The following is a 23,701-nucleotide window of genomic DNA, read 5'->3' as shown; positions in this document are numbered from 1 at the left end:
TCGGTGAAAGGCCAGATTATTTGCGAATTTACAGGGGGACCGGCTTAGTGGACCGTGTCGTCAGCGGAAAGTCTCAACCGCTCGATTTGATCCTTGACCATCAGCTTGCGGCGCTTCAGCTCGCAAATATGCAGGTCGTCTACTGAGGGGTGAACGAGTGCTTCGTGCAGTTCGTTCTCAAGTATTTTGTGTTTACGCTCCAGCTCAACGAGATGGGCCTGTATCGCCATTGCGAACTCTCCTCGGTGCGTTAAACCTCAGGTTCGATCCGGACTCCTGAGTGTACACAAGTGGGCGGCGCTGTCGATGGGGGACGCGAAATGCCGCATGCACTCATTTCGGTTTATCTGTAACCAATCGTGATTGTGGAACCGGTTCGGCTTGCGCGGCGCGCGCGCAGGGAGGATATTCCGGTAAGCGGCTGCTTCGGCCGCAACAACCTCATCGTGCTTACCAGTTAATACACAACCATGAACGATCAGGATGAGCGCGAACTCCTCGCCGAGCTTGCGCGTCTGCAACAGGAACACCGCGACCTCGATGCCGCGATCGACGCGCTGCATCAGTCGCCAGCGCCGGATCTCCTGATGCTGCAGCGCTTGAAGAAGCGGAAGCTGCAATTGCGCGACCGCATCGCCTTCATCGAAGATCAAATCACGCCCGACATCATCGCCTGACGCGCGCCGCTCGGGTTGGGCGGCCCGCCGGTTCAGGTCGGCCGGTGGGTTTTCCCCGTCATCCACAGCGCCTCGTTGGCTTCACGTTCGCGGCAACGGACGCGCGCGCGGTTTTCCCCGCTTGACTCCAAAAGAACAAAATAAGAACATGCCGATCCAGCCGCCAGCCATCAGAGGGAGTTTCGCCATGTCCGCACCGCCGTCCCTGCCCGAGCACAGCCACTACGAGAAGGCCTGCGATCAGGCGATCGCGATGTGCGACGGCAACCTGCGCAGCACCATCAAGGCGCTGATCATGGCCAACGAATATCTGGAAGCCGAGCTCGAGGAATTGCAGGCCGCGATCACGGCCGGCTGCGTGCCGGCGCGAAGCCATGCGGCGAGCGACGCCGCCTGATTTTTGTCCTGACGTTCAGGGAGCACAGCAATGGCGGACGTGACCTATTACGTGGCGCTGCCCTTCATGCAGGATGACGACGGCACGCCGGTCGCCGGCAGCGCCGAGGAATGCCAGAGCTCGGCGATCGCGCTGCGCCGGGCGGAGACGATGTCGCGGATGCCCGGCAGCATCGGCGCGGTCGCGTTCAGCCGCACCGGCGATCCCGCGATCGGCGAATTCGGCGATGCCAAGCTGCTGCGCGCCTACGGCAATGTGCCGGAGGATCTCAGCGCGCTGTAACCGCTAGTGATGATGCGATCAGGTTGAGCTGGAACGGCCCTTGAAAGTTCACCTCTCCCTTGGGAGAGGTCGATTTGCGCAGCAAATCGGGTGAGGGGTTACGGTCTATCGAGAGCGCAAGAGCCCTCACCCGGATTGCACTGGACGATGCTTCGCATCGCCAGGCGCAATCCGACCTCTCCCCAACGGGGAGAGGTGAACCGAGACCGCGCCAAGCCGATTGAACCAAAACTCATCCTGCTCTGGGATTCTCCTGGGATTCATGGCGTCGCTGCGCCTTGCGCACATACATCGCGCGATCAGCCTCATCGAGAACGCGATCGATGTCCGAATGCGCGGTGAGGATCGCGACGCCTGCGGAGGCGCCCGCGGAGACGCGGCTGTCGCGGAACACGAAGGTCAGGCGATCGATCGCATCTTCCAGCGCAGCCGCCTTGGCGCGCGCATCGGTCTCGCTGAGATTCCACAGCAGCACCGCGAACTCGTCGCCACCGAGACGGCCGACCACGTCGGAAGCGCGCACCTGGTCCGATATCGCGGCAACGATTTTCTTCAGCACCTCGTCGCCGGCCGCATGCCCGAAGGCATCGTTGATCGGCTTGAGGCGATCGACGTCGAGCACGATCAGCGCGCCGGAGGCCTGATAGCGCTTGATGAAGGAGAGCGAACGGACGAGTTCGCGCTCGAAGCCGCGCCGGTTCAGGATGCCGAGCAGGAAGTCGGTCTCGGCCGAGGCCTGCAGTTCCTCGATCCGGGCCTGGGCCCGCGCCAGTTGCGCCCGCAACCGGCGGATGGTGGATTTGTCGCCGGATGCGACCGCGCCTCGCGTGGAAGCTCCGGTTCCAGTCGCTTTGGTTCCAGCACCCTTGATTCCAGTCCCGCCCGGCCCTGGTTTACGCGCGGCGGACGCGCCTTTCCGTCGTTTTGCGGCCCCTGAGGCGGCCGCCGTCGTCTTCTTCTTCATGCGCATCCTTGTTGAGGCCTGCTTATGAAGGCTTGCCGGGATTCACCAAGACAGGATAGTCCATTCTGACTCCCTTGCCACGCCTTGGATGAGAACCGGGCCGCCCCTATAATCGGCCTATGCTTTTGGATTCCTGCACAGAATTGAAGAGATGACCGCTCCGATCGCCATCATCATGGGAAGCCAGTCCGACTGGGAAACCATGCGCCATGCCGCCGAAACCCTGGCGGCGCTGGGTGTTGCCTGCGAAACGCGCATCGTTTCGGCGCACCGCACCCCCGATCGGCTCTATGCCTTTGCCAAGGGCGCCAAGGCTGCCGGGCACAAGGTGATCATTGCCGGTGCCGGTGGTGCCGCCCATCTGCCGGGCATGACGGCCGCGCTGACGGAGCTTCCGGTGTTCGGGGTTCCCGTCGAGTCGAAAGCGCTGTCCGGCGTCGATTCGCTCTATTCGATCGTGCAGATGCCGGCGGGCATCCCGGTCGGAACGCTGGCGATCGGCAAGCCCGGCGCGATCAACGCCGCGCTGCTCGCGGCGAGCGTGCTCGCGCTCAACGATCCTGCTTTGTCGAGCCGCCTTGCGGCCTGGCGCAAGCAGCAGACCGATGCGGTCAAGGACCATCCGGAGGGCGCGGCGTGACGGCTTCGAACGGAGTGAAGCTGAAGCCGGGCGACACCATTGGAATCCTCGGCGGAGGACAATTGGGCCGGATGCTGGCGATGTCCGCGGCGCGCCTCGGGCTGCGCTGCGAGGTGTTTTCGCCGGATCCGGATTCGCCCGCCTTCGACGTCGTGCAGAAGGCAACCTGCGCGGAATACGCCGACGTCGAGGCGCTCGAATTGTTCGCCAACGACGTCGACGTCGTCACCTATGAATTCGAGAACGTCCCGGCCGCGACCGCGATGGTGCTCGCCGCGCGCCGCCCGGTGCTGCCCGCGTACAAGATCCTCGAGACCACGCAGGACCGGCTGATCGAGAAGGATTTCATCTGCAAACTCGGCATCGGCACCGCCGATTATGCCGACGTCTCCTCGGTCGCCACGCTGCGCGGCGCGATCGAACGGATCGGCTTGCCTGCTGTCATAAAGACCCGCCGCTTCGGCTATGACGGCAAGGGCCAGGCCATCATCCGCCCGGGCGATGACATCGAACAGGTCTGGGAAGACCTCGGCACCAAGTCGGCCATCCTCGAGGCCTTCGTGCCGTTCGAACGCGAGATCTCGGTGATCGCGGCGCGCTCCGCGTCCGGCGAAGTCGAGTGCTTCGACGTCACTGAGAACGAGCATCGCGACCACATCCTGAAGATCTCCCGCGCCCCCGCCGCGATTCCCGAGGCGCTTGCCGCACAGGCGCGCGCGATCGCCGAAAAGATCGCGTCGGCACTCGATTATGTCGGCGTGCTCGCGGTGGAATTGTTCGTGGTTCCCGGCAACGGCAAGGCGGCGACGGTGCTGGTCAACGAGATCGCACCGCGCGTGCACAATTCCGGTCACTGGACGCTCGACGGCGCCTCGATCTCGCAGTTCGAGCAGCACATCCGCGCCATCGCCGGCTGGCCGCTGGGCAAGCCGGTGCGCCATGGCGACGTGGTCACCATGACCAACCTGATCGGCGACGACATCCTGAGCTACGAGCAGTGGCTCACCGTTCCCGGTGCCACCGTGCATCTGTACGGCAAGGGCACGCCGCGCCCCGGCCGCAAGATGGGGCACGTCACCGAAGTGACGCCGCCCCGCAAGCCATGAATTCCGCTGGAGCGCGATGAGATCTTCATCGCGCTCCGGCGCCGTCGGGATCGTGGCGAGCACGATCCCATTAGAGCATCGGCTCTGATTGAAACCGATGCTCTGGTTTTGTGCTTTGACGCGTTTTCTTCACGCGAACCGGCGTCCACTTCGCTCGAAAACGCTCTAGCCGATCACGCAGTCTTGACGCCGGCGACGACGCCGGTCGGCTCGTCGCTGAGCCAGCGATAGATCACGCCGCCGAGCGCACCGCCGATCAAAGGCGCGACCCAGAACATCCAGAGCTGCGCCAGCGCCCAGCCGCCGACGAACAGCGCGGGTCCTGTGCTGCGCGCCGGGTTCACCGAGGTGTTGGTGACGGGAATGCTGACGAGATGGATCATCACCAGCGCGAGGCCGATGGCGAGCGGCGCGAAGCCGGCGGGCGCCTTGCCGTGGGTCGATCCCATGATGATGAACAGGAACATCATGGTCATTACGACCTCCATGATGAAGCACACCACCATGCTGTAATGGCCCGGTGAGTGCGCGTCATAGCCGTTGGAGGCGAAGCCCTTGCTGACATCGAAGCCGGGCGCGCCGCTGGCGATCACATAGAGCAGCCAGGCCGCGATGATCGCGCCGGCAACCTGCGCGATGATGTAGGGCAGCACCTGGCCGCCGGGGAAACGCCCGCCCGCGGCGAGCCCGACCGTCACCGCCGGGTTGAGGTGGCAACCCGAGATATGGCCGATCGCATAGGCCATGGTCACCACGCTCAGCCCGAAGGCCAACGACACGCCGACCAGGCCGATCCCGACCTGCGGAAAGCCGGCCGCGATGACCGCGCTGCCGCAGCCGGCGAATGTGAGCCAGAACGTACCGATCAGCTCGGCCGCATACTTCTTCATATCCATGTGCCATCTCCCCTATTTCCAATGCCCGGGTCATCCAAAACGCCGGGAGCGGCCCTCAACCGGGCGCCAAATCACCCAAATCAGGGCCGCACAAAGGCATTTTCGCCCCATTTCGTGGCTTTACTAGGCCCGAAAGTCACTCGACCGGTGGACATCTGCGCGTTTGTCTGATACATGCGCGCGCCTAGGGTTAAGAGGCAGGCCTTTTGCCGCCCCTTCACCTCGCCAGAATTCCGAACCGATCAATTCAAAAGAGGATGCCGCGTGCAGGTTCTCGTCCGCGATAACAATGTCGACCAAGCCCTGAAGGCGCTGAAGAAGAAGATGCAGCGCGAGGGCATTTTCCGCGAGATGAAGCTCCGCGGTCACTACGAAAAGCCCTCTGAGAAGAAGGCTCGCGAAAAGGCCGAAGCCGTGCGCCGCGCTCGCAAGCTGGCGCGCAAGAAGCTGCAGCGTGAAGGCTTGCTGCCGATGAAGCCCAAGCCGGTGTTCGGCGCTGGTCCCGGTGGCGACCGCGGCGGCCGTCCCGGTGGTGCTGGCGCTGGTCGCGGCCCCCGCTGAACCGTTTTGCCGATCTGGAAGTCTAACAGCGCGGGCCACGGGCCCGCGTTGTCGTTTTGAAGCAGGCCGCGTTCCAGGGTACCCATGCAAGATTACCGGCAAGAGCATTTTGCATGACGGATGCTCCGGCACCCCGCCCACTCTTTCCGGCACCACCGCGCTACCGTCGCGCGGCGCAACTCTTCATCGCAGTAGCTCTCGGCCTACCGCTTGCGGGCTGCTCCTTCGACCTCGGTTCATGGGGCTCGGACGACAAGCCGAAACCAGCCGCCACGGCCGACAAGCCGGCTGCCGACACCATCACGCCGCAGGACGTCAACAGCGCCAAGGATCACGCCACGCGCGGCCAGGTGCTGGCGCATTCCGGCAAGGTCGACGAAGCGCAGGCGGAGTTCGAGCAGGCGCTGACCTCCGACCCCTACAACATCCAGGCGCTGTACGGCCGTGGCCTGATCTATCAAGGCCGCGGGCAACATCAGCAGGCGATCGACGATTTCACGGCGGCCAGCGGGCTGTCGCCGCAGAAGGCCGAGCCGCTGGTCGGCCGCGCCACCAGCTACCTCGCGCTCGACAAGGCCAAGCAGGCCGCCACCGACCTCGACGAGGCCGTGCAGGCCGATCCCACCAATGTTGCGGCGTGGAGCGCCCGGGGCCAGGCCTATGAGCGGCTCGGCGACAAGGCCAAGGCGGCGGCGTCGTACAATCGCGTGCTCGCGCTGCGGCCGAATGACGGCAGCGCGCGCAGCGGGCTGGCGCGCACCGGCGGCTAAAGCTGGATGAGATCAGGTTGAGCTATAACGGCGTCGAAAGTCCACCTCTCCCTTGGGAGAGGTCGATTTGCGCAGCAAATCGGGTGAGGGGTGACGGTCTATCGAGAGAGCAAGAGCCCTCACCCGGATTGCACTGGACGATGCTTCGCATCGCCAGGCGCAATCCGACCTCTCCCCACCCGAAGTCGGATTTATCCGACTTCGGCAAACAGAAAGAGCGCAACTCGGGTGGACCCGAGTCGCGCGGGAGAGGTGAACCAAGACCGCGCCAAGCCGATTCAATCAAAGCTGATCGCGCTCTAATCTCAGGCTTGCTTCAGCGGGACGCTTACTTCGGCAGAACGGCGTGGAACATCGACTTCATGCCGGAGAACATGTCGTCGGTCACCGAGGTGTGCTCGTTCTTCGGCGCAGCCATCGCCGCGTCGGCGCGCAGGTCGAGCGGCGCCTGGATCACCGGCACCGGAATGTCGGCCGGCGGCGTCAGGCGGTTCGAATCCTGCGCATTGGCGGCATAGGGCGGACGCGGCTGCGAGGATTGATCGGCGTTGTCGCTGGACGGGTTCGACACCATGATCGGCGGCGGCAACGGCCGGATCGCCGACGAAGCAGTGGGGCGCTGCGCGTCAGGCAGGCGGGCAACATCGGTACGCGCCGCATCCTGAGAGCGCGTGGCGTCCTGGGAGCGCGCCGCTTCCTGCGGACGCTCCTTGCGCAGCCGCTCGATGGCGGCGCGCGCCAGGTCGTTGGCGTCGCGGTTTTCCTCCGGCGTGGCGGCGGCCTCGACTGGCGCGGCCGACGTGGCGGGCGCGGCCGGCTGCGGCGCGGCGGGCGTCACCTTTGCGACCGCCTTCGGCGCCGCCGGGTGATGGCGGGTGTCGGCGGGGATGCTGGCGGTATCGGCCGGAGCGTCAGACTTCTGGTCGGCGGATTTCTCGGCGGGCTTCTCGGTGACGGTGGCCTTCTCCGACGCCGACCGCTCGATCAGCGTGCGCTCGGACATGCCCTTGGCCTTCACGCCGGCTTCCGGGAGGCTGCTGACCACGGTGGCGGGCTTGGCGGCGGCTTTCGGATCGGCTTTGGGATCAACGGCGGCGGTCAAGGCTGCGGCCGCCGGCGCGTCCGGCTTGGCCACGATGTAGTGATTGACGATGTATGCCCCGATGATGGTCGCTGCCACCGAGGGTAAGATGTCCATCACAAATTTCTTCAGGTAACTCAGCATGACCTGCCACTCCCCACCCCGTTATTTCATGCTGGAACTTTGAGGCACATTCAGGGATCAACTGCGTCGGATCGGTGGCAAACCCCCGTTCCGACGTCACCTTTGGTGTCACTTTGGTTTCAGCGGAGGCGCCCCCTGCGCAGGCCGCATCCGCCTCTTAATTCATCGTGCAGCCGTTAACGGGTTATGAATTTCCACAACCGCTCCGGCTCGGAGCAGGCATTCGGCGCGCGCAGGGTTAAGCGCCATGTCAGGGCTTGAGTTCGACCTCGAGGAACACGATCTCGCTGGCCGTCTCGTTCAGCACGTCGTGCTGGACCCCGGCCTTGCGGAAATAGGACTTGCCGGCCCCAAGCTGCGCCTTCGAGCGCTCGCCGTTCGGCGCCACGATGGTCATTTCCCCGGCCGTGATCGGAACGATGACGTAATCCATCTCATGGGTGTGGTGGCCGGTGGCACTGCCCGGCGCGAGCCGCCATTCGGTCACGCGAACCTCCGCCGTATCCACCTGCACATCCGATTTGGCGCTGAGCATCGTCATTTTCTCCGAGTTTCTTGTTTGAGCGGATCATGCACTACGGCACGAAAACCATGAACACGAACACCGCGAACACCACCATGTGAACGAGCCCGAACAGGATGTTGGTGCGGCCGGTTCCGAAGGTGAGCATGCTGACCATGAAAGTCAGCAGCAGGATCAGCATATGCTGGTTGCTGAGCCCGAGCACCAGCTGCTTGTCGAGCACATTGGCGGCAAGGGCCACGGCGGGAACCGTGAGCCCGATGGTCGCGATCGAGGAGCCGAGCGCGAGGTTGATGCTCTTCTGCAGGTCGTTCTTGCGCGCCGCCGACACTGCGGCAACGCTCTCCGGCAGCAGGATCAGGGCCGCCACCACCAGGCCGGCAAAGGCCGGCGGCGCACCGATCTTGACGGTGACGACGTCGACCACCAGCGAGAATTTCTTGGCCAGCAGCACCACCGCCAGCAACGACACCAGCAGCAGGGCCACGCTGATCGCGGTCATGCGGTCCGACATCACCTCGCCATGCGCCGCCGCCTCATTGGCGCCGCTGACGAAGTAATCGCGGTGGCGGATGGTCTGGGTGTAGAGGAACACCGCATAGAGCAGCAGCGTCACGACGCTGATCACGGCGAGCTGGGCCGTGGAATAGATCGGGCCGGGCGCGGTCAGCGTGAAATTCGGCATGTCGAGCGTGATGGTCGCGAGCACGAACAGCACGCTGAGGTAAAGGTTGGCGCCGGTGATCTGGAAATCCTGCTCACGGTAGCGGATGCCGCCGATGAAGATGCAGAGCCCGACCAGGCCGTTGCAGACGATCATCACCACGGCGAACACGGTGTCGCGCGCCAGCGTCGGCGCCGGCGTGTCGCCCAACATGATGGTCGAGATCAGCGCCACCTCGATGATGGTCACGGCGAGCGTCAGGAGCAGCGTGCCAAAGGGCTCGCCGATCCGCTCGGCAATCATCTCGGCATGATGGACGGCCGCAAACACGGTGCCGAACAAAATCACCAGCAGCACGGCCGCGAACACCCAGCCGGCGGCCGATGGCGCAAAGCTGTAGCCGGAGGCCGAGACCGCGGCAAACAACAGCACCGCCAGAACAGGATACAGCCAGGCCGACCGCGGCATCGGTCCGTGTGCGCTCATCGTGGGGTCCCCTCACTTCAGTAACCCCGATTATGCGACAGACAATCGGCGCCGTCAGCCTCCTGCGGCGTCGATAAATCGCCGCGCAATTCCCATCGCACCGAAATCGTCCAGATTGTCGTGCCCTCCACCGGGCAGACGCACGAACTGCTTGGGCTCATGGGCGAGACCGAACAGGCGCTCGCCGAAGGCGATCGGGATCACCGGATCATCGGTGCCGTGCATGATTAGAAGCGGCACGGTGACACCGGTGATTCGCCGGTCGGAGTGGAATTGATCCCGCATCAGCAGGCTGATCGGCACATACCAGAAGTGCGCGCCGGCGACGTCGGCCGTCGACGTGTACGGCGCCTCCAGGATCAGTTTGACGACAGGGTGCTCGGCGGCGAGCGCGACCGCGACGCCGGTGCCGAGCGAAAATCCCCAGGCAACGATCTGCTCGGCGCGGTACCGCGCGGTGGTGAACGCATAAGCCGCTGCGGCATCCTGCAGCAGCCCCTGCTCGCTCGGAGATCCGCTCGAGCCGGCGTAGCCGCGGTAGGACAGTGCCACCAGCCCGGTGCCGTCGGCGATGATGCCCTTGAAGCGCGCCACGCGGCCGGCGAGGAAATCGCCATTGCCGGGAAAGAACAGCACGACGGGCCGGCCCGGCTTGGCCGGCACATGCCAGACGATGACCTTCTCGCCGTCGGCGGTGGTCAGCACGTGCTCTTCGGCTGCGGGAAGGCCGGCGGCTGCCGGCGCAGTGCGCCCGACCGGCGGGATCGGAAACAGCAATTCGCGCTGCTTGACGTACAGCACCGCGAGGCCACCAAGATAGACGACCGCGGCGACGATCAGCAGCCATTTCAGGATCGTCAGAACCACGCGCAAATCTCGCCTGCAGCTCTAGGTTTAGTGTGTCGGGTAATGTGAGACCCCCCATTGCTACTTTGCATGGGGTTGTTTTCGCAATTTTTAGTCCCGGCCTTGGTTTTTGGCGGCCGCCGAGACAGGCCTGCGCCTGGAATTGAGCAGTTTTTCGACGTCGAGCCTGATGCTGTCGGGAACGGGGCGGCAAGCGCAAACATTCGCATGCATCACATGCCACTTGATGCGCTGTTCGCGCGTAGCGAGGGGCGGCATGCGATGTTCTCGATGCCACTCCCGGTTCAGCGCCATTGGCCGCCCGCCTTACATCGCCTTGACGATGTTCTCGGTGACCTTCTTGGCGTCGCCGAGCAACATCATGGTGTTGTCGCGGTAGAACAGCGGATTGTCGATGCCGGCATAGCCCGAGGCCAGCGAGCGCTTGATGAACATCACGGTGCCGGCCTTCCAGACCTGCAGCACCGGCATGCCGTAGATCGGCGAAGTCTTGTCCTCTTCCGCCGCCGGGTTGGTGACGTCGTTGGCGCCGATCACGAAGGCGATGTCGGCCTGGGCGAACTCCGAGTTGATGTCCTCGAGCTCGAACACCTCGTCATAAGGCACGTTGGCTTCGGCCAGCAGCACGTTCATGTGGCCGGGCATGCGGCCCGCCACCGGGTGGATGGCGTATTTCACCTCGACGCCTTCCTTCTTCAGCAGGTCGGCCATCTCGCGCAGCGCGTGCTGGGCCTGCGCCACCGCCATGCCGTAGCCGGGCACGATGATGACCTTGGAGGCGTTCTTCATGATGAAGGCGGCATCGTCGGCCGAGCCGAGCTTGGCCGGCTTCTGCTCGCCGCTGCCGCCGCCGGCTGCCGCGGTCTCGCCGCCGAAGCCGCCGAGGATCACCGAGATGAACGAGCGGTTCATCGCGTGGCACATGATGTAGGACAGGATCGCACCCGACGAGCCGACCAGCGCGCCGGTGATGATCAGCGCCGAGTTGCCGAGCGTGAAGCCGATGCCGGCCGCGGCCCAGCCGGAGTACGAGTTCAGCATCGAGATCACGACCGGCATATCGGCGCCGCCGATCGGGATGATCATCAGCACGCCGAGCGCCAGCGCCAGGATCGTGATCATCCAGAAATCGAACGCGCTGCCGGACAGCACGAGGCCGACGATGAAGAACACCAGCGCCAGCGCCAGCACGATGTTGATGATGTGGCGGAACGGCAGGATGATCGGTGCACCGCTCATTCGCGCCGAGAGCTTCAGGAACGCGATCACCGAGCCGGTGAAGGTCAGCGCGCCGATCGCGACGCCGAGTGACATCTCGACCAGACTCTGCGGATGGATGTTGCCGGGCGTGCCGATGTCGAACGCCTCGGGCGCGTAGAACGCACCGGCGGCGACCAGCACCGCGGCCATGCCGACCAGCGAGTGGAACGCAGCGACCAACTCGGGCATCGAGGTCATCGGCACCCGCCGCGCGATCACGGCGCCGATGCCGCCGCCGATCGCGACCGCGAGAATCACCAGCAGCCAGGCGACGCCGCCGGCCGGCGGATGGCTCGCCAGCGTGGTGCCGACGGCGATCGCCATGCCGATCATGCCGAACATGTTGCCCTGGCGCGACGACGCCGGGCTCGACAGGCCGCGCAGCGACAGGATGAACAGCACCCCCGCCACGAGATACAACAGTGCAGAGAGATTGGCGCTCATCTCAGGTCCCCCCAAATTCTTAACTCACCCCGAGGTGGTTGCCGTTACTTGGCTTTCTTCTTGTACATCGCCAGCATGCGCTGGGTGACCAGGAAGCCGCCGAAGATATTCACGCAGGCGAAGATCAGCGCGATGAAGCCGAAGCCGCGGGCCCAGCCCGAGCCGCTCGACACCATGCCGACGCCGACCGCGAGCAGCGCGCCGACCACGATCACCGACGAGATCGCATTGGTTACGCTCATCAGCGGCGTGTGCAGCGCGGGGGTCACCGACCACACCACGAAATAGCCGACGAACACGGCGAGGACGAAAATCGACAGCCGGAACACGAACGGATCGACGGCCTGCGCGAGATGCTCCATGGCTTCTCTCCTTACTTCGGCTGGAAGTTGGGATGGATGACGGCGCCGTCCTTGGTCAGCGCGGTGGCCTTCACCAGCTCGTCGTCCCAATTGACCGCGAGCGCCTTGCTGGCCTTGTCGACCATCGTCTCGATGAACGAGAACAGGTTGCGTGCGTAGAGCCCCGAGGCCGAGGCCGCAACGCGGCCGGCGACATTGGTGTAGCCGACGATCTTGATGCCATCGGTCTCGACGACCTCGCCGGGCTTGGCGCCCTCGACATTGCCGCCGCGCTCGACCGCGAGATCGACCAGCACGGAGCCGGGCTTCATCGACTTCACCATCTCGCCGGTGACGAGCTTCGGCGCCGGACGGCCCGGGATCAGCGCGGTCGTGATCACGATGTCCTGCTTCTTGATGTGCTCGGCGGTCAGCGCAGCCTGCTTGGCCTGGTACTCCTTGGACATCTCCTTGGCGTAGCCGCCGGCGGTCTGCGCGTTCTTGAACTCCTCGTCCTCGACGGCGAGGAATTTCGCACCGAGCGATTCCACCTGCTCCTTGGTGGCGGGGCGGACGTCGGTCGCGGTGACGACGGCACCTAACCGCCGCGCGGTCGCGATCGCCTGCAGGCCGGCGACGCCGACGCCCATCACGAACACCTTGGCGGCCGGCACGGTGCCGGCGGCGGTCATCATCATCGGGAAGGCGCGGCCGAAGGCCTCGGCGCCCTCGATCACCGCGCGGTAGCCGGCCAGATTGGCCTGCGAGGACAAGACGTCCATCACCTGGGCGCGGGTGATGCGCGGCATCAATTCCATCGCGAAGGCGGAGACGCCAGCATCGGCCATCGTCTTCAGCGCGGCCTCGTTGCCGTAGGGGTCCATGATCGCGATGACCAGCGCACCGCGCTTGTATTTGGAGAGTTCGGAGGCCTCGGGCCGCTTCACCTTGATGATGATGTCGGCGTCCTTGAGCGCATCGGCACTGACGGTGGCGCCCGCCGCGGTGAGCTCCGAATCAGGCAGGCCCGACTTGATGCCCGCGCCAGGCTCGACCGCGACTTCGGCGCCGAGCGCCTTGAACTTCTTGATGGTGTCCGGCGAAACCGCAACCCGCGGCTCGGACGGATCGATTTCCTTGGCAACGGCGATCTTCATGGGCCCTCCGGCGGCGCGAGCGGCGCACGCGTCTTCAAACTAGCGTTATTTTCGCCAGATTGGATACCCCGGTTTTTACAGCCGGGTTCAACAGGAATTCCGGCACCGCCGCGGGACGGCGGCGCCGCTAGCCGACTTAAGGATCAGACCAGGAAATAGGCCATCAGAGCGAGGAGGATGGCGACGCTGATCGTGCCCCATTTGACCAGCATGAGAAACCCTTCATAGGTCTGCTCATGCGCCACGTAATCGTTGCCGTCGGCGGTCGTATAGGCCACTTCGCTATGGTCTGCCATCGCTGTCCCCAGTCAGAAATTCGCGTTCTGCGAGCCATTACCGCAAACGGATTGGCAGGGCAACGGCGCGGTCCCTATCGGGTGATTTGGAGCGCAAATCGTCCCCGATTCACCCCTCGAGCGACGGCCCAGCGGCCGCCGCTCGGGCAGGATTGATCTCCCAAGCGCAGGCGTCATGGGATGGTCATGCCGTGAGGCGCAAAAAAAGCGCCGAACGATTCTCACCCCGGCCGGCCGGAAGGTCGACGGGCCTCAGCCCATCGCCTCCAGCTCGTCGATCATGCCGGCAATCACCGACAGGCCGCCATCCCAGAATTTCGGGTCCTTGGCGTCGAGCCCGAACGGCCGCAGCAGTTCGGAGTAATGCTTGGTGCCGCCGGCGGCGAGCATGTCGAGATAGCGCTCGGCGAACCCCTCGGACGCATGCTCGTAGACCGCATAGAGCGAGTTCACCAGGCAATCGCCGAACGCATAGGCGTAGACGTAGAACGGCGAATGGATGAAATGCGGGATGTACATCCAGAACGTCTCGTAGCCCGGCTTGATCTCGATCGCCGGCCCGAGGCTCTCGCCCTGCACGCTGAGCCAGAGCTGGCCGATCCGCTCGGCGGTGAGCTCGCCGTTCTTGCGCTCGGTGTGAACCGCGCGCTCGAATGAATAGAACGCGATCTGCCGCACCACGGTGTTGATCATGTCCTCGACCTTGCCCGCGAGCAGCGCCTGGCGCTGCTTTGCGTTCTTGGTCTGCGACAACAGACGCTTGAAGGTCAGCATCTCGCCGAACACGCTCGCGGTTTCCGCCAGCGTCAACGGCGTCGGCGCCATCAGCGCGCCGTTCTTCGCCGCCAGCACCTGGTGCACGCCATGGCCGAGCTCATGCGCCAGCGTCATCACGTCGCGCGGCTTGCCCTGGTAATTCATCAGCACGTAAGGGTGCGCCGACGGCGTGGTCGGATGCGAGAACGCGCCCGGCGCCTTGCCGGGACGGACCGGCGCATCGATCCAGCGATCATCGAAGAAGCGCTCGGCGATCTCGGCCATTCTCGGCGAGAAACCGTTATAGGCCGACAGCACCATGTTGCGCGCCTCGGGCCAGGCGATCGTGCCGGTCGTCGCGAACGGCAGCGGCGCGTTGCGATCCCAGTGCGGCAGCTTCTTCTTTTTGAACCAGCCGGCCTTCAGCGCGTAATAGCGATGCGACAGCTTCGGATAGGCCGCGCGCACCGAGGCGACCAGCGCATCGACCACCTCGCGCTCGACGCGGTTACTGAGATGGCGGGAGTCCGCGATATCCTGGAAGCCGCGCCAGCGGTCGGAGATTTCCTTGTCCTTGGCGAGCGTGTTGGTGATCAGCGCGAAGCTGCGTTCATTGTCCTTGAAGGTCCTGGCGAGCGCCTGCGCCGCCGCCTTGCGCTTGTCGCCCGCCTTGTCCTGCAACAGGTTCAGCGTCGGCTCGATGGCGAGTTCCTTGCCCGCGACCTTGAAGCGCAGGCTGGAGATGGTCTGGTCGAACAGCCGGTTCCAGGCCGCGTAGCCGCTCTGTGCCTTTTCGTGGAAGAGCTGCTCGACGCGATCCTCGAGCTGGTACGGCTTGTCCTTGCGCAGATCCTCGATCCACGGCCGGTAGTGGCCGAGCGCCGGTTCGGCCATCGCGCGCTCGATCACGTCATCGTCAACGCGATTGAGCTCGAGCGAGAAGAACAGCAGATGCACCGACGCCGCCGTCAGCCGCTCGGAGACATCGCCGTAGAATTTCGAGATCGCCGGGTCGACGCTGTCGCCGGCATGGACCAGGCCGGCATAGGAGCCGAGACGGCCGGCCAGGTCGTCGATCGCCTCGTAGCGGCGGACCGCCTCGGCGAGCCACTTTCCGCCGCCTTCCCTGGCGGTATTTTCGGCAAGCTTGCCCTTGTAGTCGGTCTCAAACGCGACGCAATCTGCATCCATTTTCTGCAGGTCGCGCGCCACTTCCGGCGCGTCGATACCGGAGTAGAGATCTGCCAGATTCCATTCCGGAAGCTTGCCGGTCTTGCCGGCTGCGGTTTTTGCCGCCGGTCCACCCGTGGCAGGTTTGCGCTGGGCGCCGGTTTTGCGCAATGCGGCCTCCTTGCGGAGGGCGGCCTTGCCGACGGCAGTCTTGTTGCTGACGGCAGTCTTGTTGGACGCAGTTTTGGAGCGCGAGGTCATCTTGTTCGTAACCTTAGTTCAGTCGGAAAGATGTCGGCGGCGGCGGAATAAGGGCGGGCTGGCAACGTTTAAGAGTGCGTTAATCGGCATCGGCGACATTGCCCCGATTCGAGACAAATAATCGTAGCGTGCGGGGAAAACCATGGCTGCCACCATTTTGATCGCCGATGACGACGCAGTACAGCGTCGTTTGGTTGAAAACATGGTGCAGAAGTGCGGCTATGAGCCCCTCGTCGTGGACAGTGGCGACGCCGCGATAGCGGCCCTGACCGCATCCGAGACGCAGGCGATCGATGCCGTCGTGCTCGACCTTGTGATGCCGGGCCTCGACGGTCTCGGAGTCCTCGCAAAGATTCGTGAAGCTGGTTTGAACGTCCCGGTCATCGTGCAGACGGCGCATGGCGGCATCGACAATGTGGTGTCGGCGATGCGCGCCGGTGCCCAGGATTTCGTGGTCAAGCCGGTCGGCTTCGAGCGGCTGCAGGTCTCCCTGCGCAATGCCCTCAACGCATCGGCGCTGAAGGGCGAATTGCAGCGCATCCGCCACAGCCGCGAGGGCCGGCTGACCTTCTCCGACATCATCACCCGCAGCGAGGCGATGGCCGGCGTGCTGCGCACGGCGCAGAAAGCCGCATCCTCGACCATCCCGGTGCTGATCGAGGGCGAATCCGGTGTCGGCAAGGAACTGTTCGCGCGCGCCATCCACGGCAGCAGCGAGCGCAAGGCCAAGCCGTTCGTCGCGGTGAACTGCGGCGCGATCCCGGACAATCTCGTCGAATCGATCCTGTTCGGCCATGAGAAGGGCGCCTTCACCGGCGCCACCGAGCGTCACCAAGGCAAGTTCGTGGAGGCCCATGGCGGCACCCTGTTCCTCGACGAGGTCGGCGAATTGCCGCTGGCGACGCAGGTGAAGCTGCTGCGCGCGCTGCAGGAAGGCACCGTCGAGGCGGTCGGCGGCCGCAAGCCGGTCAAGGTCGATGTCCGCATCATCTCGGCGACCAACCGCAAGCTGCTCGATCTCGTGAAGGCCGGCCAGTTCCGCGAGGACCTGTTCTATCGCCTGCACGTGCTGCCGCTGACCATTCCGGCGCTGCGGCAGCGGCGCGAGGACATCCCGCATCTGTTGCGGCATTTCCTGGCGCGGTTCTGCGCCGAGGAGAACCGCAACATCACCGGCATCAGCGGCGATGCGATGGCGCATCTGGCGCAGCTCGACTGGCCCGGCAACATCCGTCAGCTCGAGAACACGGTGTATCGTGCCGTGGTCATGAGCGAGGGCGATCAGCTCGGGCTCGCCGACTTCCCGCAAGGCTCGGCACACCCGGTGCCGGAAGGAAAGTCCCTGCAGGGCGAGCCGCTGGTGGTGTCGCCGTCCACGGCGCCCGCCATGATTTCCGGTAATGAAATACCAGCATCGACTGCCCTCCCGACTGCCGGCGGCCTCTCGATGCTCAATGCCGCGGGCGAGGTGCGCCCGCTAGAAGATCTCGAGAACGAGATCATCCGATTTGCGATTTCGCATTATCGCGGACAGATGTCGGAAGTCGCGCGGCGTCTCAAGATCGGCCGCTCGACCCTCTACCGCAAGCTCGACGAGGCCGCGGCCGACACCCGCGCAAGCGACGCCGGTTAAGCCCCGAGGCCGCCGAGGCCATTACCTGGGAACCTTTTGAACCGTGTCGTGGCGGTGACAGACAAAGGCTGTGCCGCGTGGCAAAAACGCACAGCCTGAGCGAAATCAGTTGCTTCGAGGTCAGTTTGTCGTGAGTTGCCCCGCGTGGCGCTGGCTGCATAAGAGGGGCAAATGTATCGTCTGCGTTCGTTGCGTGCAGGCATACGAGTCGTTCGAGAAGCCGGCGCTTTCGCGCAAGCTATGAAACCGAATATCGATTTTGAACTGTTCCAGATTCTTAAGGGGCAGTTCCACCCAGGGGGTGTGAAAATGCGTGACTGTTCGAACAACCGTCGAGGATTTGACCGCGTATTGATGGCCGTCGCGGCGACCTTCCTCACGGTGTCCGCGAGCTCGGCCTTCGCGCAGGACACGCCTCGCTCCAGCGCCTCGGAACTTGCAATCGACGCTGCGATCCCGCGCCCCGAACCGGCCAACGTGCCGCCGCCCACCGCGAGCGATTTCAAGCCCGACACGACCGCCGCGCTGCCCGACGCAGCCAAGCCGGCCAACGTGAAGCCCGCCGATGTGCAGGCCACTGAGGCCAAACCCACTGACGCAAAGGCTACTGACGCAAAGCCCGTTGACGGAAAGCCGGCAGAGCCGAACGCGACTGCAAAGGCCGTCGAGCCGAAGCCCGCCGATGTCGCCACCGCGCCGGCGACGAAGCCCGGCGACGCGCCGAAGACCGATGCACCGAAGACCGATGCACCGAAGACCGATGCCGCGGTCGCGCCGCCTGCGGCAGCACCCGCCCCTGCCACCGCAACGGCGCCCGCCGCAGCTCCGGCTCCCGCGACGGCTGCAGCCCCCGCGACCGAGCCCGCGAAGGCCGCGAGCACTGTCGCCGCTGAGGATCAGCCGGTCGCCGACAAGCTGCGCGACCTGCTCGCCAACAAGTCGCTGCGCACCTTCGATCGCAAGAACGAGCGCGCCGCCGCCGAGAAATTCTATTCGGCCCGCGAATACGCGCCTGTGTTCACCAAGGCCGGCAAGCTGACCGACGCCGGCAAGGGTGTCATCGCCCGCCTGAAGGACGCGGCCGCCGACGGCCTCGATGCGTCAGACTATCCGGTGCCGGATTTCGCCGCAGCGACGACGCCCGATGCGCTGGCCGACGCCGAGCTGAAGCTCGCGGCCAGCATGCTGGACTACGCGCGCCAGGCCCAGAGCGGCCGCATGCATTGGTCGCAGGTGTCGGCAGACATCCTCTATCCGGAGCACCCGATTGATCCGGCGGAAGTGTTCACGAATGTGACCTCCGCCAAGGACGCCTCGGCCGCGCTCGACAGCTACAATCCGCCGCAGAAGCTCTACAAGGAGCTGAAGAAGAAGCTCGCCGAGCTGCGCGGCCAGGGTGACGGCCCGGTCATCACGATCCCGGACGGCCCGGCGCTGAAATATCTGCCGGCGCGCAAGAAGCAGGCCGCGGTCGAGATGGACGATCCGCGCGTGCCGGACCTGCGGGGCAAGCTCGGCGTCACCGAGAATGCCGACAGCACGAAGTATGATGCGACCGTCGCGCGCGCGGTGGAGAGATTCCAGAGCAGCGTCGACCTCAAGCCGACGGGCGTGCTCGACGAGCGCACGGTGAAGGCGCTGAACAATCCGAAGCGCGACCGCCAGATCGACACCGTGATTGTCAACATGGAGCGCTGGCGCTGGCTGCCGCGCCAGCTCGGCGCCGCCAGTGTCGGCAACGCCTATGTGATCCTCAACATCCCGGACTACACGCTGAAGGTGATGCAGAACGGCGCGCAGGTCTGGACCACGCGCGTCGTGACCGGCAAGCCCGGCCAGCACGCCACGCCGCTTCTGACCGAGACGATGAAGTACATCACGGTCAACCCGACATGGAACGTGCCGCCGTCGATCATCTACAACGAGTACCTGCCGGCCCTGCAGCAGGATCCGACCGTGTTGCAGCGCATGGGCCTGAAGCTCGAGCGCAACCGCGACGGCTCGATCCACGTCTCGCAGCCGCCCGGTGAGGCCAACGCGCTCGGCCGCATCCGCTTCAACTTCCCGAACAAGTTCCTGGTCTATCAGCACGACACGCCGGACAAGTACCTGTTCGCCAAGGACGAGCGCGCCTACAGCCATGGCTGCATGCGCGTGCAGAACCCGGATCAATACGCGTCCGTGCTGCTCAACATCACCGAGCCGAACCAGCACTACACGCCGGAGCGGATCCGCAGCATGTACGGCTCGAGCGAAGTCGATCTGAAATTCCCGACGCCGATCCCGGTCAACATCACCTACCAGACCGCGTTCGTGGACGATGCCGGCAAGCTGCAGATCCGCAGGGACGTCTACGGCCGCGACGCCACCATGCTGTCGCTGCTCAAGAACAGCCGCGGCAAGGATCTCGAAACGGTGGTGGCGCACGCCCAGCCGAGCTATGCGCGGCCGCCGAGCAGCAGCCTGCCTCCGGGCGTCAATGTCGCCGGCGACAACAGCGGCTTTGGCTCCTCCGGACCGAATTTCTTCGAGCGCCTGTTCGGAGGGTTCGGACAGCCGGAGCCGCAGCCGGCCCGCCGCGGTCAGGCCCAGCAGCAGCGCCGGGTGATCACCCGCTGATCTGCTTCGCGGCCCGATTGCGATAAATTTTGAAGCAAAATCAACGACCTCGCTCAAAAAGCGAGATCGTTTACGTTAACCATTCCCGGTGCCAGCCGGGGGACTGGGCTATTTTTTGCCACACTCGCCCAGTTAGTTAAGCCTAACTTGGGGGCGGGTCGGTAAACCTCGGTTAACCCTCCCGCTTTAAGAAAGCGTTCACCGTCTTCCGCAGGGGGTCTGCGAAAGGTGCCGACCGAACGCTCGTCGACTGGGTGGGCTCATAGTGCTGGCTGTCTTCGCACGCCGCTGCAATCCGCTGTCGTTGCCTAAGGCCGGGTACCAAGTCGGCCTGACCGCGCTATTGCTGCTGGCCGGCGCGGGATCGGTGCATGACGCGACTGCGCTGAACCAGACCCGCACCCTCTCGTTCCACCACACCCATTCCGGCGAAGACCTCACCGTCACCTTCAAGCGCGATGGCCGCTACGATGAAGCCGCGCTGAAGCAGCTCAACCACTTCCTGCGCGACTGGCGCTCCCAGGATGAGACGGTGATGGACCGCCATCTGTTCGACATCCTCTGGGAAGTCTATCGCGACGTCGACGGCAAGCAGCCGATCCAGATCATCTCCGCCTATCGCGCCCCCGCCACCAACGCCATGCTCCGCCGCCGCTCCTCGGGCGTCGCGCGCCACAGCCAGCACATGCTGGGGCATGCGATGGACTTCTTCATTCCGGGCGTGCCGCTGGAGCAGATCCGCTACGCCGGCCTGCGCCTGCAGCGCGGCGGCGTCGGCTTCTATCCGACCTCCGGCTCGCCGTTCGTGCATCTCGACACCGGCGGCATTCGCCACTGGCCGCGAATGACCCGTGAGCAGCTGGTCAAGGTGTTCCCCGACGGCCGCACTGTCCATGTCCCGACCGACGGCACGCCGCTGAAGGGCTATGAGCTCGCCAAGGCCGACATCGAGCGCCGCGGCAATGGCGACGATGCCGCTGTGATCAGCAAGCCGACGCTGTTCGCGAAGCTGTTCGGGGCCGGCAAGTCGGGTGACGATGAAGACGAAGGCGCGGCCAGCGTCAACGACAAGCCCGCCGCCAACTCCGTGGTTGCGGCCGCAGCGCCCGCCAAATCCGCCGATCCGATTCCGCTGCCGCGCGCCAAGCCGCAATTCGCGGCCGCCATCCAGCTCGCCGCCGCCGACGCGCAGCTGGTTCCGACGCCGAAGGCGAGGCCGGCGATGCAGGTGGTGCAGACCGCGGAGAATACCGAGCCGCAATCGCCCGCCGACATCATCAATGCCCGCGGCTTCTGGGGCGACGAGTCGGCGGCGCCGAAGCAGGCATCGGCTGCGCAGATCGCCGCGCTGAAGGCGCGTGAGGCGGTCGGCGGTGCCGATCCGCAGACCACGGCCAGCACGACCGAAAACTTCAACAAGGCGCTCGCCTATGCGCCCGCTGCATCGTCACCGGTCGATCGCGCCAACATCGTCGCGGCGACCGCGCCGATCCCGCGCAATGTGCGCCCGACGCGCAATGCGGCGTCGCCCAGCACCGAAATCAACACCGTCGTCGCAAAGGGCGCGCCCAGCCAGGGCGTGATCACGACGTCGGCGCGGATCTCGGCCGCCAAGGGCAACGATGTCTGGATGCGCGTGGTGATGCTGGCGCCGAGCGCGAGCAATGCCATGCTGACCACGGTGCTTGGCGACACCGACATGAGCCTGATGCGGGCTCATTTCGTGAAGCCACAGGCCGCCGTCGCCATGACCTTCTCGGAAGATCCGATGATGGGCATGACCTGCGACCACTTCTCGGGCTCGGCGACCGCCCCCCTGACCACCCAGTCCTTCGTGCTGCGCACCGCCTCGCTGCGCTGAGTGCTTCGGCACGCCAGCCAACGATGACATCGCGCTGATCCGCACCGCCGATAGGTCCGGTGCGCGGAAGGCTGCGGCCCTGGTGACCTCCATGCTCCGGTTACGGCGATGAGCGCCCCCTGGGCGGATGCATCACCGGGAAGACCCGCGAAAACGTGATGGATCAACGCGCGGGGGAACGAGCATATCCCGACTTGGCGCGATAGTGTCGCCGCCACAGCGGCCGTCCCGCCAGCGAATTGCACGTGAATTAGCTTCATCATGCATGACAATCATTCACCGCCGCCGATCTCAGCCTCCCGCGCCCGCATTCCTCCGACCTCCGCTCTGCTCGCCTTCGAAGCCGCCGCCCGCCTGCTGAGCTTCCGGCGCGCAGCCGAAGAGCTCGGTTTCACCGCGTCGGCAATCAGCCATCAACTCGGAAGTCTGGAGGCGCAGCTCGGCGAGCGACTGTTCAGCCGGGTCGGCCGTTCGGTACGGCTCACGCCGGCGGGAGAGCGTTTCGCCCACCAGGTTCGCCGTGGTCTCGCCGCCATCAATCGCGGGCTCGACGACCTCGCAACCGATGGGCAGACGCGCCAGATTCGGTTGAGCGCATCCGCGCTGTTCTCACAAACCGTGCTGGTGCCGCATCTGCGCGATTTCGCCCGCCGCTGGCCGCGCTACGATCTCCGCCTCGAGGTCACCGCACGGATGGTCGACTTCAGCATCGAGCAGGTCGACGCCGGCATCCGCATCGGGCGGGGGCCATGGCCAGGTTTGACCAGAACCCGATTGCTCACCGTGCGCGGCCTGCCGGCGGCGAGCCCATCGTTTCTTGAAGCACATCCGGTCACGGCTCCAGCCGATCTTTTGGGACTCCCGCTCATTCACAACGCTTTCTTCCCAAGCGCCTGGTCGGACTGGTTCGCGGTCCACGGCCTCTCGATCGAGGATCACGACACCCGGCGCGACGTCACGCTCGACAGCCTTCCGATCGCGCTCGAGGCGGCCCAGCACGGCGTCGGCGTGGTGCTGACCATGGATCCGCTGGTACGCAGCCATCCCGGATTCGGCACGACCCTGATCGCTGCGATCGACCCGCCGGCGAGCAGCGAGCTGAGCTTCTGGCTGGTGCATCAGATCGAGGCCGGCGCCGATCCCAAGATCAAGGCCCTCACGCATTGGCTGCGCGACGCGGTACAGGCGATCGCACCATCATCTGCAACGCGGTGAAGGCGACCGCGCGATCGAGATTTCAACACCTGCCGGACCGCTTGCCTTGTGCGCACGTCGACCTTGCACACCGTCGGAATGGACGTTTGCGCGAGGTCGGCCGCCTTGGCCGCCATTCATGATCCGATCTGCCCCGTCCACATCGAGGGCGGCCGTCGAGGGCCGCAGCTGTCGTCGGCGACACGCGTGCCGTGCAGCGCCGCCACGCGCCAGTCGCCCATGGTGAGAACCATCACAACGGAGGAGCGGATCAATGCATGCCGGCAATCAGCGGATTCGTCGGGTGAGTCGAGCCTGACCCGGACCGTGACAAACGCGATCGCGGGAGACCAGGACCGTATGCTCTCGACATCCAGCGATATGCGGCTTCCCCGCAGAGTGGTCGCAAACAGCCAGCCATACCCTGTCCTGATCTGCGCCCTGCCCTTGTAACGCTCGCCGCTGGCCGCGAGATAGACCGCGTCATCCGTGAAGTGGGACGCGTAGCCGGCTTCATCACCATCATTCCACGCCGCGGCCAATCGGTCGATCGTACCTGAAATGCAACGATGCTCGTTCTCCCATGTCCGCGGAGTCAACTGAGGCCTCGCATGTTGTTGGAGTGACGCGCGATGAGGTCGCGGACGAGAG

General features: G+C 65.0%; 24 protein-coding genes. 11 read left to right on the top strand and 13 right to left on the bottom strand.

Annotated elements, in window-relative coordinates; genetic code table 11:
- Positions 1-44 precede the first annotated feature (44 nt).
- The gene (locus QDT69_RS27065) at positions 45-230 is read right to left on the bottom strand and encodes a DUF465 domain-containing protein (protein WP_050422666.1); all 186 of its coding nucleotides are present in this window, start codon (positions 228-230) and stop codon (positions 45-47) included.
- Between the two features lie 240 nt (positions 231-470).
- On the opposite strand from QDT69_RS27065, the gene QDT69_RS27060 reads away from it, so the two are divergent.
- The 3 genes from QDT69_RS27060 (at position 471) to QDT69_RS27050 (ending at position 1,356) form a co-directional block, all read left to right on the top strand.
- Entirely contained in the window at positions 471-677 is a 207-nt protein-coding gene (locus QDT69_RS27060) for a DUF465 domain-containing protein (RefSeq protein WP_024583705.1), read from the top strand.
- Between the two features lie 187 nt (positions 678-864).
- The gene (locus QDT69_RS27055; RefSeq protein WP_050422667.1) at positions 865-1,074 is read left to right on the top strand and encodes a hypothetical protein; all 210 of its coding nucleotides are present in this window, start codon (positions 865-867) and stop codon (positions 1,072-1,074) included.
- A 30-nt stretch (positions 1,075-1,104) separates the two neighbouring features.
- Complete coding sequence (locus QDT69_RS27050) at positions 1,105-1,356, top strand: hypothetical protein (protein WP_050422668.1); 252 nt, start codon at positions 1,105-1,107, stop codon at positions 1,354-1,356.
- A 232-nt stretch (positions 1,357-1,588) separates the two neighbouring features.
- On the opposite strand, the gene QDT69_RS27045 is transcribed toward QDT69_RS27050, so the two are convergent.
- On the bottom strand, positions 1,589-2,326 hold the full coding sequence (locus QDT69_RS27045; protein ID WP_279709520.1) for a GGDEF domain-containing protein: 738 nt from the start codon (positions 2,324-2,326) through the stop codon (positions 1,589-1,591).
- 145 nt (positions 2,327-2,471) lie between these two features.
- Here QDT69_RS27045 and purE point away from each other — a divergent pair, with 145 nt between their 5' ends.
- On the top strand, positions 2,472-2,960 hold the full coding sequence (purE, locus tag QDT69_RS27040; protein WP_279709519.1) for a 5-(carboxyamino)imidazole ribonucleotide mutase: 489 nt from the start codon (positions 2,472-2,474) through the stop codon (positions 2,958-2,960).
- Complete coding sequence (locus tag QDT69_RS27035) at positions 2,957-4,066, top strand: 5-(carboxyamino)imidazole ribonucleotide synthase (RefSeq protein WP_279709518.1); 1,110 nt, start codon at positions 2,957-2,959, stop codon at positions 4,064-4,066. The genes purE and QDT69_RS27035 overlap by 4 nt, the downstream gene beginning before the upstream one ends.
- Before the next feature lie 173 nt (positions 4,067-4,239).
- Here the strand turns inward: QDT69_RS27035 and aqpZ are convergent, their stop codons facing one another.
- On the bottom strand, positions 4,240-4,962 hold the full coding sequence (gene aqpZ / locus QDT69_RS27030; RefSeq protein ID WP_279709517.1) for an aquaporin Z: 723 nt from the start codon (positions 4,960-4,962) through the stop codon (positions 4,240-4,242).
- Between the two features lie 264 nt (positions 4,963-5,226).
- Between aqpZ and rpsU the strand changes: the two genes are divergently transcribed.
- Both rpsU and QDT69_RS27020 read left to right on the top strand, forming a co-directional pair.
- Complete coding sequence (rpsU, locus tag QDT69_RS27025) at positions 5,227-5,523, top strand: 30S ribosomal protein S21 (protein ID WP_021078544.1); 297 nt, start codon at positions 5,227-5,229, stop codon at positions 5,521-5,523.
- Positions 5,524-5,636: 113 nt separating this feature from the next.
- Entirely contained in the window at positions 5,637-6,293 is a 657-nt protein-coding gene (locus QDT69_RS27020) for a tetratricopeptide repeat protein (protein ID WP_279709516.1), read from the top strand.
- 328 nt (positions 6,294-6,621) lie between these two features.
- Here QDT69_RS27020 and QDT69_RS27015 read toward each other — a convergent pair whose 3' ends face one another.
- The 9 genes from QDT69_RS27015 to QDT69_RS26975 all read right to left on the bottom strand — a co-directional run bounded on the left by QDT69_RS27015 (position 6,622) and on the right by QDT69_RS26975 (position 15,743).
- Positions 6,622-7,518, bottom strand: a complete 897-nt coding sequence (locus tag QDT69_RS27015) for a hypothetical protein (RefSeq protein ID WP_279709515.1) — start codon at positions 7,516-7,518, stop codon at positions 6,622-6,624.
- A gap of 250 nt (positions 7,519-7,768) precedes the next feature.
- Positions 7,769-8,053: a cupin domain-containing protein gene (locus tag QDT69_RS27010; RefSeq protein ID WP_028340624.1), complete on the bottom strand. Its 285-nt coding sequence runs from the start codon at positions 8,051-8,053 to the stop codon at positions 7,769-7,771.
- Between the two features lie 40 nt (positions 8,054-8,093).
- Complete coding sequence (locus QDT69_RS27005; RefSeq protein ID WP_279709514.1) at positions 8,094-9,191, bottom strand: ionic transporter y4hA; 1,098 nt, start codon at positions 9,189-9,191, stop codon at positions 8,094-8,096.
- Positions 9,192-9,245: 54 nt separating this feature from the next.
- Positions 9,246-10,052 carry an alpha/beta hydrolase gene (locus QDT69_RS27000; protein WP_279709538.1) on the bottom strand — a complete coding sequence of 269 codons (807 nt, stop codon included), beginning with the start codon at positions 10,050-10,052 and terminating at the stop codon, positions 9,246-9,248.
- A 312-nt stretch (positions 10,053-10,364) separates the two neighbouring features.
- Entirely contained in the window at positions 10,365-11,762 is a 1,398-nt protein-coding gene (locus QDT69_RS26995) for an NAD(P)(+) transhydrogenase (Re/Si-specific) subunit beta (protein WP_050422676.1), read from the bottom strand.
- Positions 11,763-11,806: 44 nt separating this feature from the next.
- Entirely contained in the window at positions 11,807-12,124 is a 318-nt protein-coding gene (locus QDT69_RS26990; RefSeq protein WP_050403072.1) for a proton-translocating transhydrogenase family protein, read from the bottom strand.
- An 11-nt stretch (positions 12,125-12,135) separates the two neighbouring features.
- Positions 12,136-13,260, bottom strand: coding sequence for a Re/Si-specific NAD(P)(+) transhydrogenase subunit alpha (locus tag QDT69_RS26985; protein ID WP_279709513.1), 1,125 nt, complete (start codon positions 13,258-13,260; stop codon positions 12,136-12,138).
- Between the two features lie 143 nt (positions 13,261-13,403).
- The gene (locus tag QDT69_RS26980) at positions 13,404-13,556 is read right to left on the bottom strand and encodes an aa3-type cytochrome c oxidase subunit IV (RefSeq protein WP_021078552.1); all 153 of its coding nucleotides are present in this window, start codon (positions 13,554-13,556) and stop codon (positions 13,404-13,406) included.
- A 252-nt stretch (positions 13,557-13,808) separates the two neighbouring features.
- Complete coding sequence (locus tag QDT69_RS26975) at positions 13,809-15,743, bottom strand: M3 family oligoendopeptidase (RefSeq protein WP_279709512.1); 1,935 nt, start codon at positions 15,741-15,743, stop codon at positions 13,809-13,811.
- A gap of 142 nt (positions 15,744-15,885) precedes the next feature.
- On the opposite strand from QDT69_RS26975, the gene QDT69_RS26970 reads away from it, so the two are divergent.
- The 4 genes from QDT69_RS26970 (at position 15,886) to QDT69_RS26955 (ending at position 23,071) form a co-directional block, all read left to right on the top strand.
- Positions 15,886-17,376, top strand: coding sequence for a sigma-54 dependent transcriptional regulator (locus tag QDT69_RS26970; protein ID WP_279709511.1), 1,491 nt, complete (start codon positions 15,886-15,888; stop codon positions 17,374-17,376).
- Between the two features lie 309 nt (positions 17,377-17,685).
- A complete protein-coding gene (locus QDT69_RS26965; RefSeq protein WP_279709510.1) occupies positions 17,686-19,995 on the top strand; it encodes a L,D-transpeptidase family protein in 2,310 nt (769 codons plus the stop codon).
- A 265-nt stretch (positions 19,996-20,260) separates the two neighbouring features.
- Positions 20,261-21,856: a DUF882 domain-containing protein gene (locus tag QDT69_RS26960; RefSeq protein ID WP_279709509.1), complete on the top strand. Its 1,596-nt coding sequence runs from the start codon at positions 20,261-20,263 to the stop codon at positions 21,854-21,856.
- A gap of 261 nt (positions 21,857-22,117) precedes the next feature.
- Positions 22,118-23,071 carry a LysR substrate-binding domain-containing protein gene (locus tag QDT69_RS26955; RefSeq protein WP_279709508.1) on the top strand — a complete coding sequence of 318 codons (954 nt, stop codon included), beginning with the start codon at positions 22,118-22,120 and terminating at the stop codon, positions 23,069-23,071.
- Between the two features lie 116 nt (positions 23,072-23,187).
- On the opposite strand, the gene QDT69_RS26950 is transcribed toward QDT69_RS26955, so the two are convergent.
- Positions 23,188-23,649 carry an SgcJ/EcaC family oxidoreductase gene (locus tag QDT69_RS26950; protein ID WP_279709507.1) on the bottom strand — a complete coding sequence of 154 codons (462 nt, stop codon included), beginning with the start codon at positions 23,647-23,649 and terminating at the stop codon, positions 23,188-23,190.
- Positions 23,650-23,701 lie beyond the last annotated feature (52 nt).

The sequence above is a fragment of the Bradyrhizobium sp. CER78 genome (genome assembly GCF_029846235.1).
Taxonomy (GTDB): domain Bacteria; phylum Pseudomonadota; class Alphaproteobacteria; order Rhizobiales; family Xanthobacteraceae; genus Bradyrhizobium.
The sequence above is the reverse complement of the archived record's forward strand: the minus strand, read 5'-3'. Positions and strand labels throughout refer to the sequence as shown.

Excerpts from the sequence above, each read along its gene's own strand:
- QDT69_RS27060 (WP_024583705.1), top strand. The coding sequence starts at position 471 with ATGAACGATCAGGATGAGCGCGAACTCCTCGCCGAGCTTGCGCGTCTG.
- QDT69_RS27050 (WP_050422668.1), top strand. The coding sequence starts at position 1,105 with ATGGCGGACGTGACCTATTACGTGGCGCTGCCCTTCATGCAGGATGAC.
- QDT69_RS27065 (WP_050422666.1), bottom strand. The coding sequence starts at position 230 with ATGGCGATACAGGCCCATCTCGTTGAGCTGGAGCGTAAACACAAAATA.
- QDT69_RS26980 (WP_021078552.1), bottom strand. The coding sequence starts at position 13,556 with ATGGCAGACCATAGCGAAGTGGCCTATACGACCGCCGACGGCAACGAT.
- QDT69_RS27005 (WP_279709514.1), bottom strand. The coding sequence starts at position 9,191 with ATGAGCGCACACGGACCGATGCCGCGGTCGGCCTGGCTGTATCCTGTT.
- QDT69_RS27015 (WP_279709515.1), bottom strand. The coding sequence starts at position 7,518 with ATGCTGAGTTACCTGAAGAAATTTGTGATGGACATCTTACCCTCGGTG.
- QDT69_RS27010 (WP_028340624.1), bottom strand. The coding sequence starts at position 8,053 with ATGCTCAGCGCCAAATCGGATGTGCAGGTGGATACGGCGGAGGTTCGC.
- aqpZ (WP_279709517.1), bottom strand. The coding sequence starts at position 4,962 with ATGGATATGAAGAAGTATGCGGCCGAGCTGATCGGTACGTTCTGGCTC.
- QDT69_RS26955 (WP_279709508.1), top strand. The coding sequence starts at position 22,118 with ATGCATGACAATCATTCACCGCCGCCGATCTCAGCCTCCCGCGCCCGC.
- QDT69_RS27045 (WP_279709520.1), bottom strand. The coding sequence starts at position 2,326 with ATGCGCATGAAGAAGAAGACGACGGCGGCCGCCTCAGGGGCCGCAAAA.
- QDT69_RS26965 (WP_279709510.1), top strand. The coding sequence starts at position 17,686 with ATGCGTGACTGTTCGAACAACCGTCGAGGATTTGACCGCGTATTGATG.
- QDT69_RS27055 (WP_050422667.1), top strand. The coding sequence starts at position 865 with ATGTCCGCACCGCCGTCCCTGCCCGAGCACAGCCACTACGAGAAGGCC.
- QDT69_RS26975 (WP_279709512.1), bottom strand. The coding sequence starts at position 15,743 with ATGACCTCGCGCTCCAAAACTGCGTCCAACAAGACTGCCGTCAGCAAC.
- QDT69_RS26995 (WP_050422676.1), bottom strand. The coding sequence starts at position 11,762 with ATGAGCGCCAATCTCTCTGCACTGTTGTATCTCGTGGCGGGGGTGCTG.
- QDT69_RS26985 (WP_279709513.1), bottom strand. The coding sequence starts at position 13,260 with ATGAAGATCGCCGTTGCCAAGGAAATCGATCCGTCCGAGCCGCGGGTT.
- QDT69_RS26990 (WP_050403072.1), bottom strand. The coding sequence starts at position 12,124 with ATGGAGCATCTCGCGCAGGCCGTCGATCCGTTCGTGTTCCGGCTGTCG.
- QDT69_RS27020 (WP_279709516.1), top strand. The coding sequence starts at position 5,637 with ATGACGGATGCTCCGGCACCCCGCCCACTCTTTCCGGCACCACCGCGC.
- QDT69_RS26970 (WP_279709511.1), top strand. The coding sequence starts at position 15,886 with ATGGCTGCCACCATTTTGATCGCCGATGACGACGCAGTACAGCGTCGT.
- purE (WP_279709519.1), top strand. The coding sequence starts at position 2,472 with ATGACCGCTCCGATCGCCATCATCATGGGAAGCCAGTCCGACTGGGAA.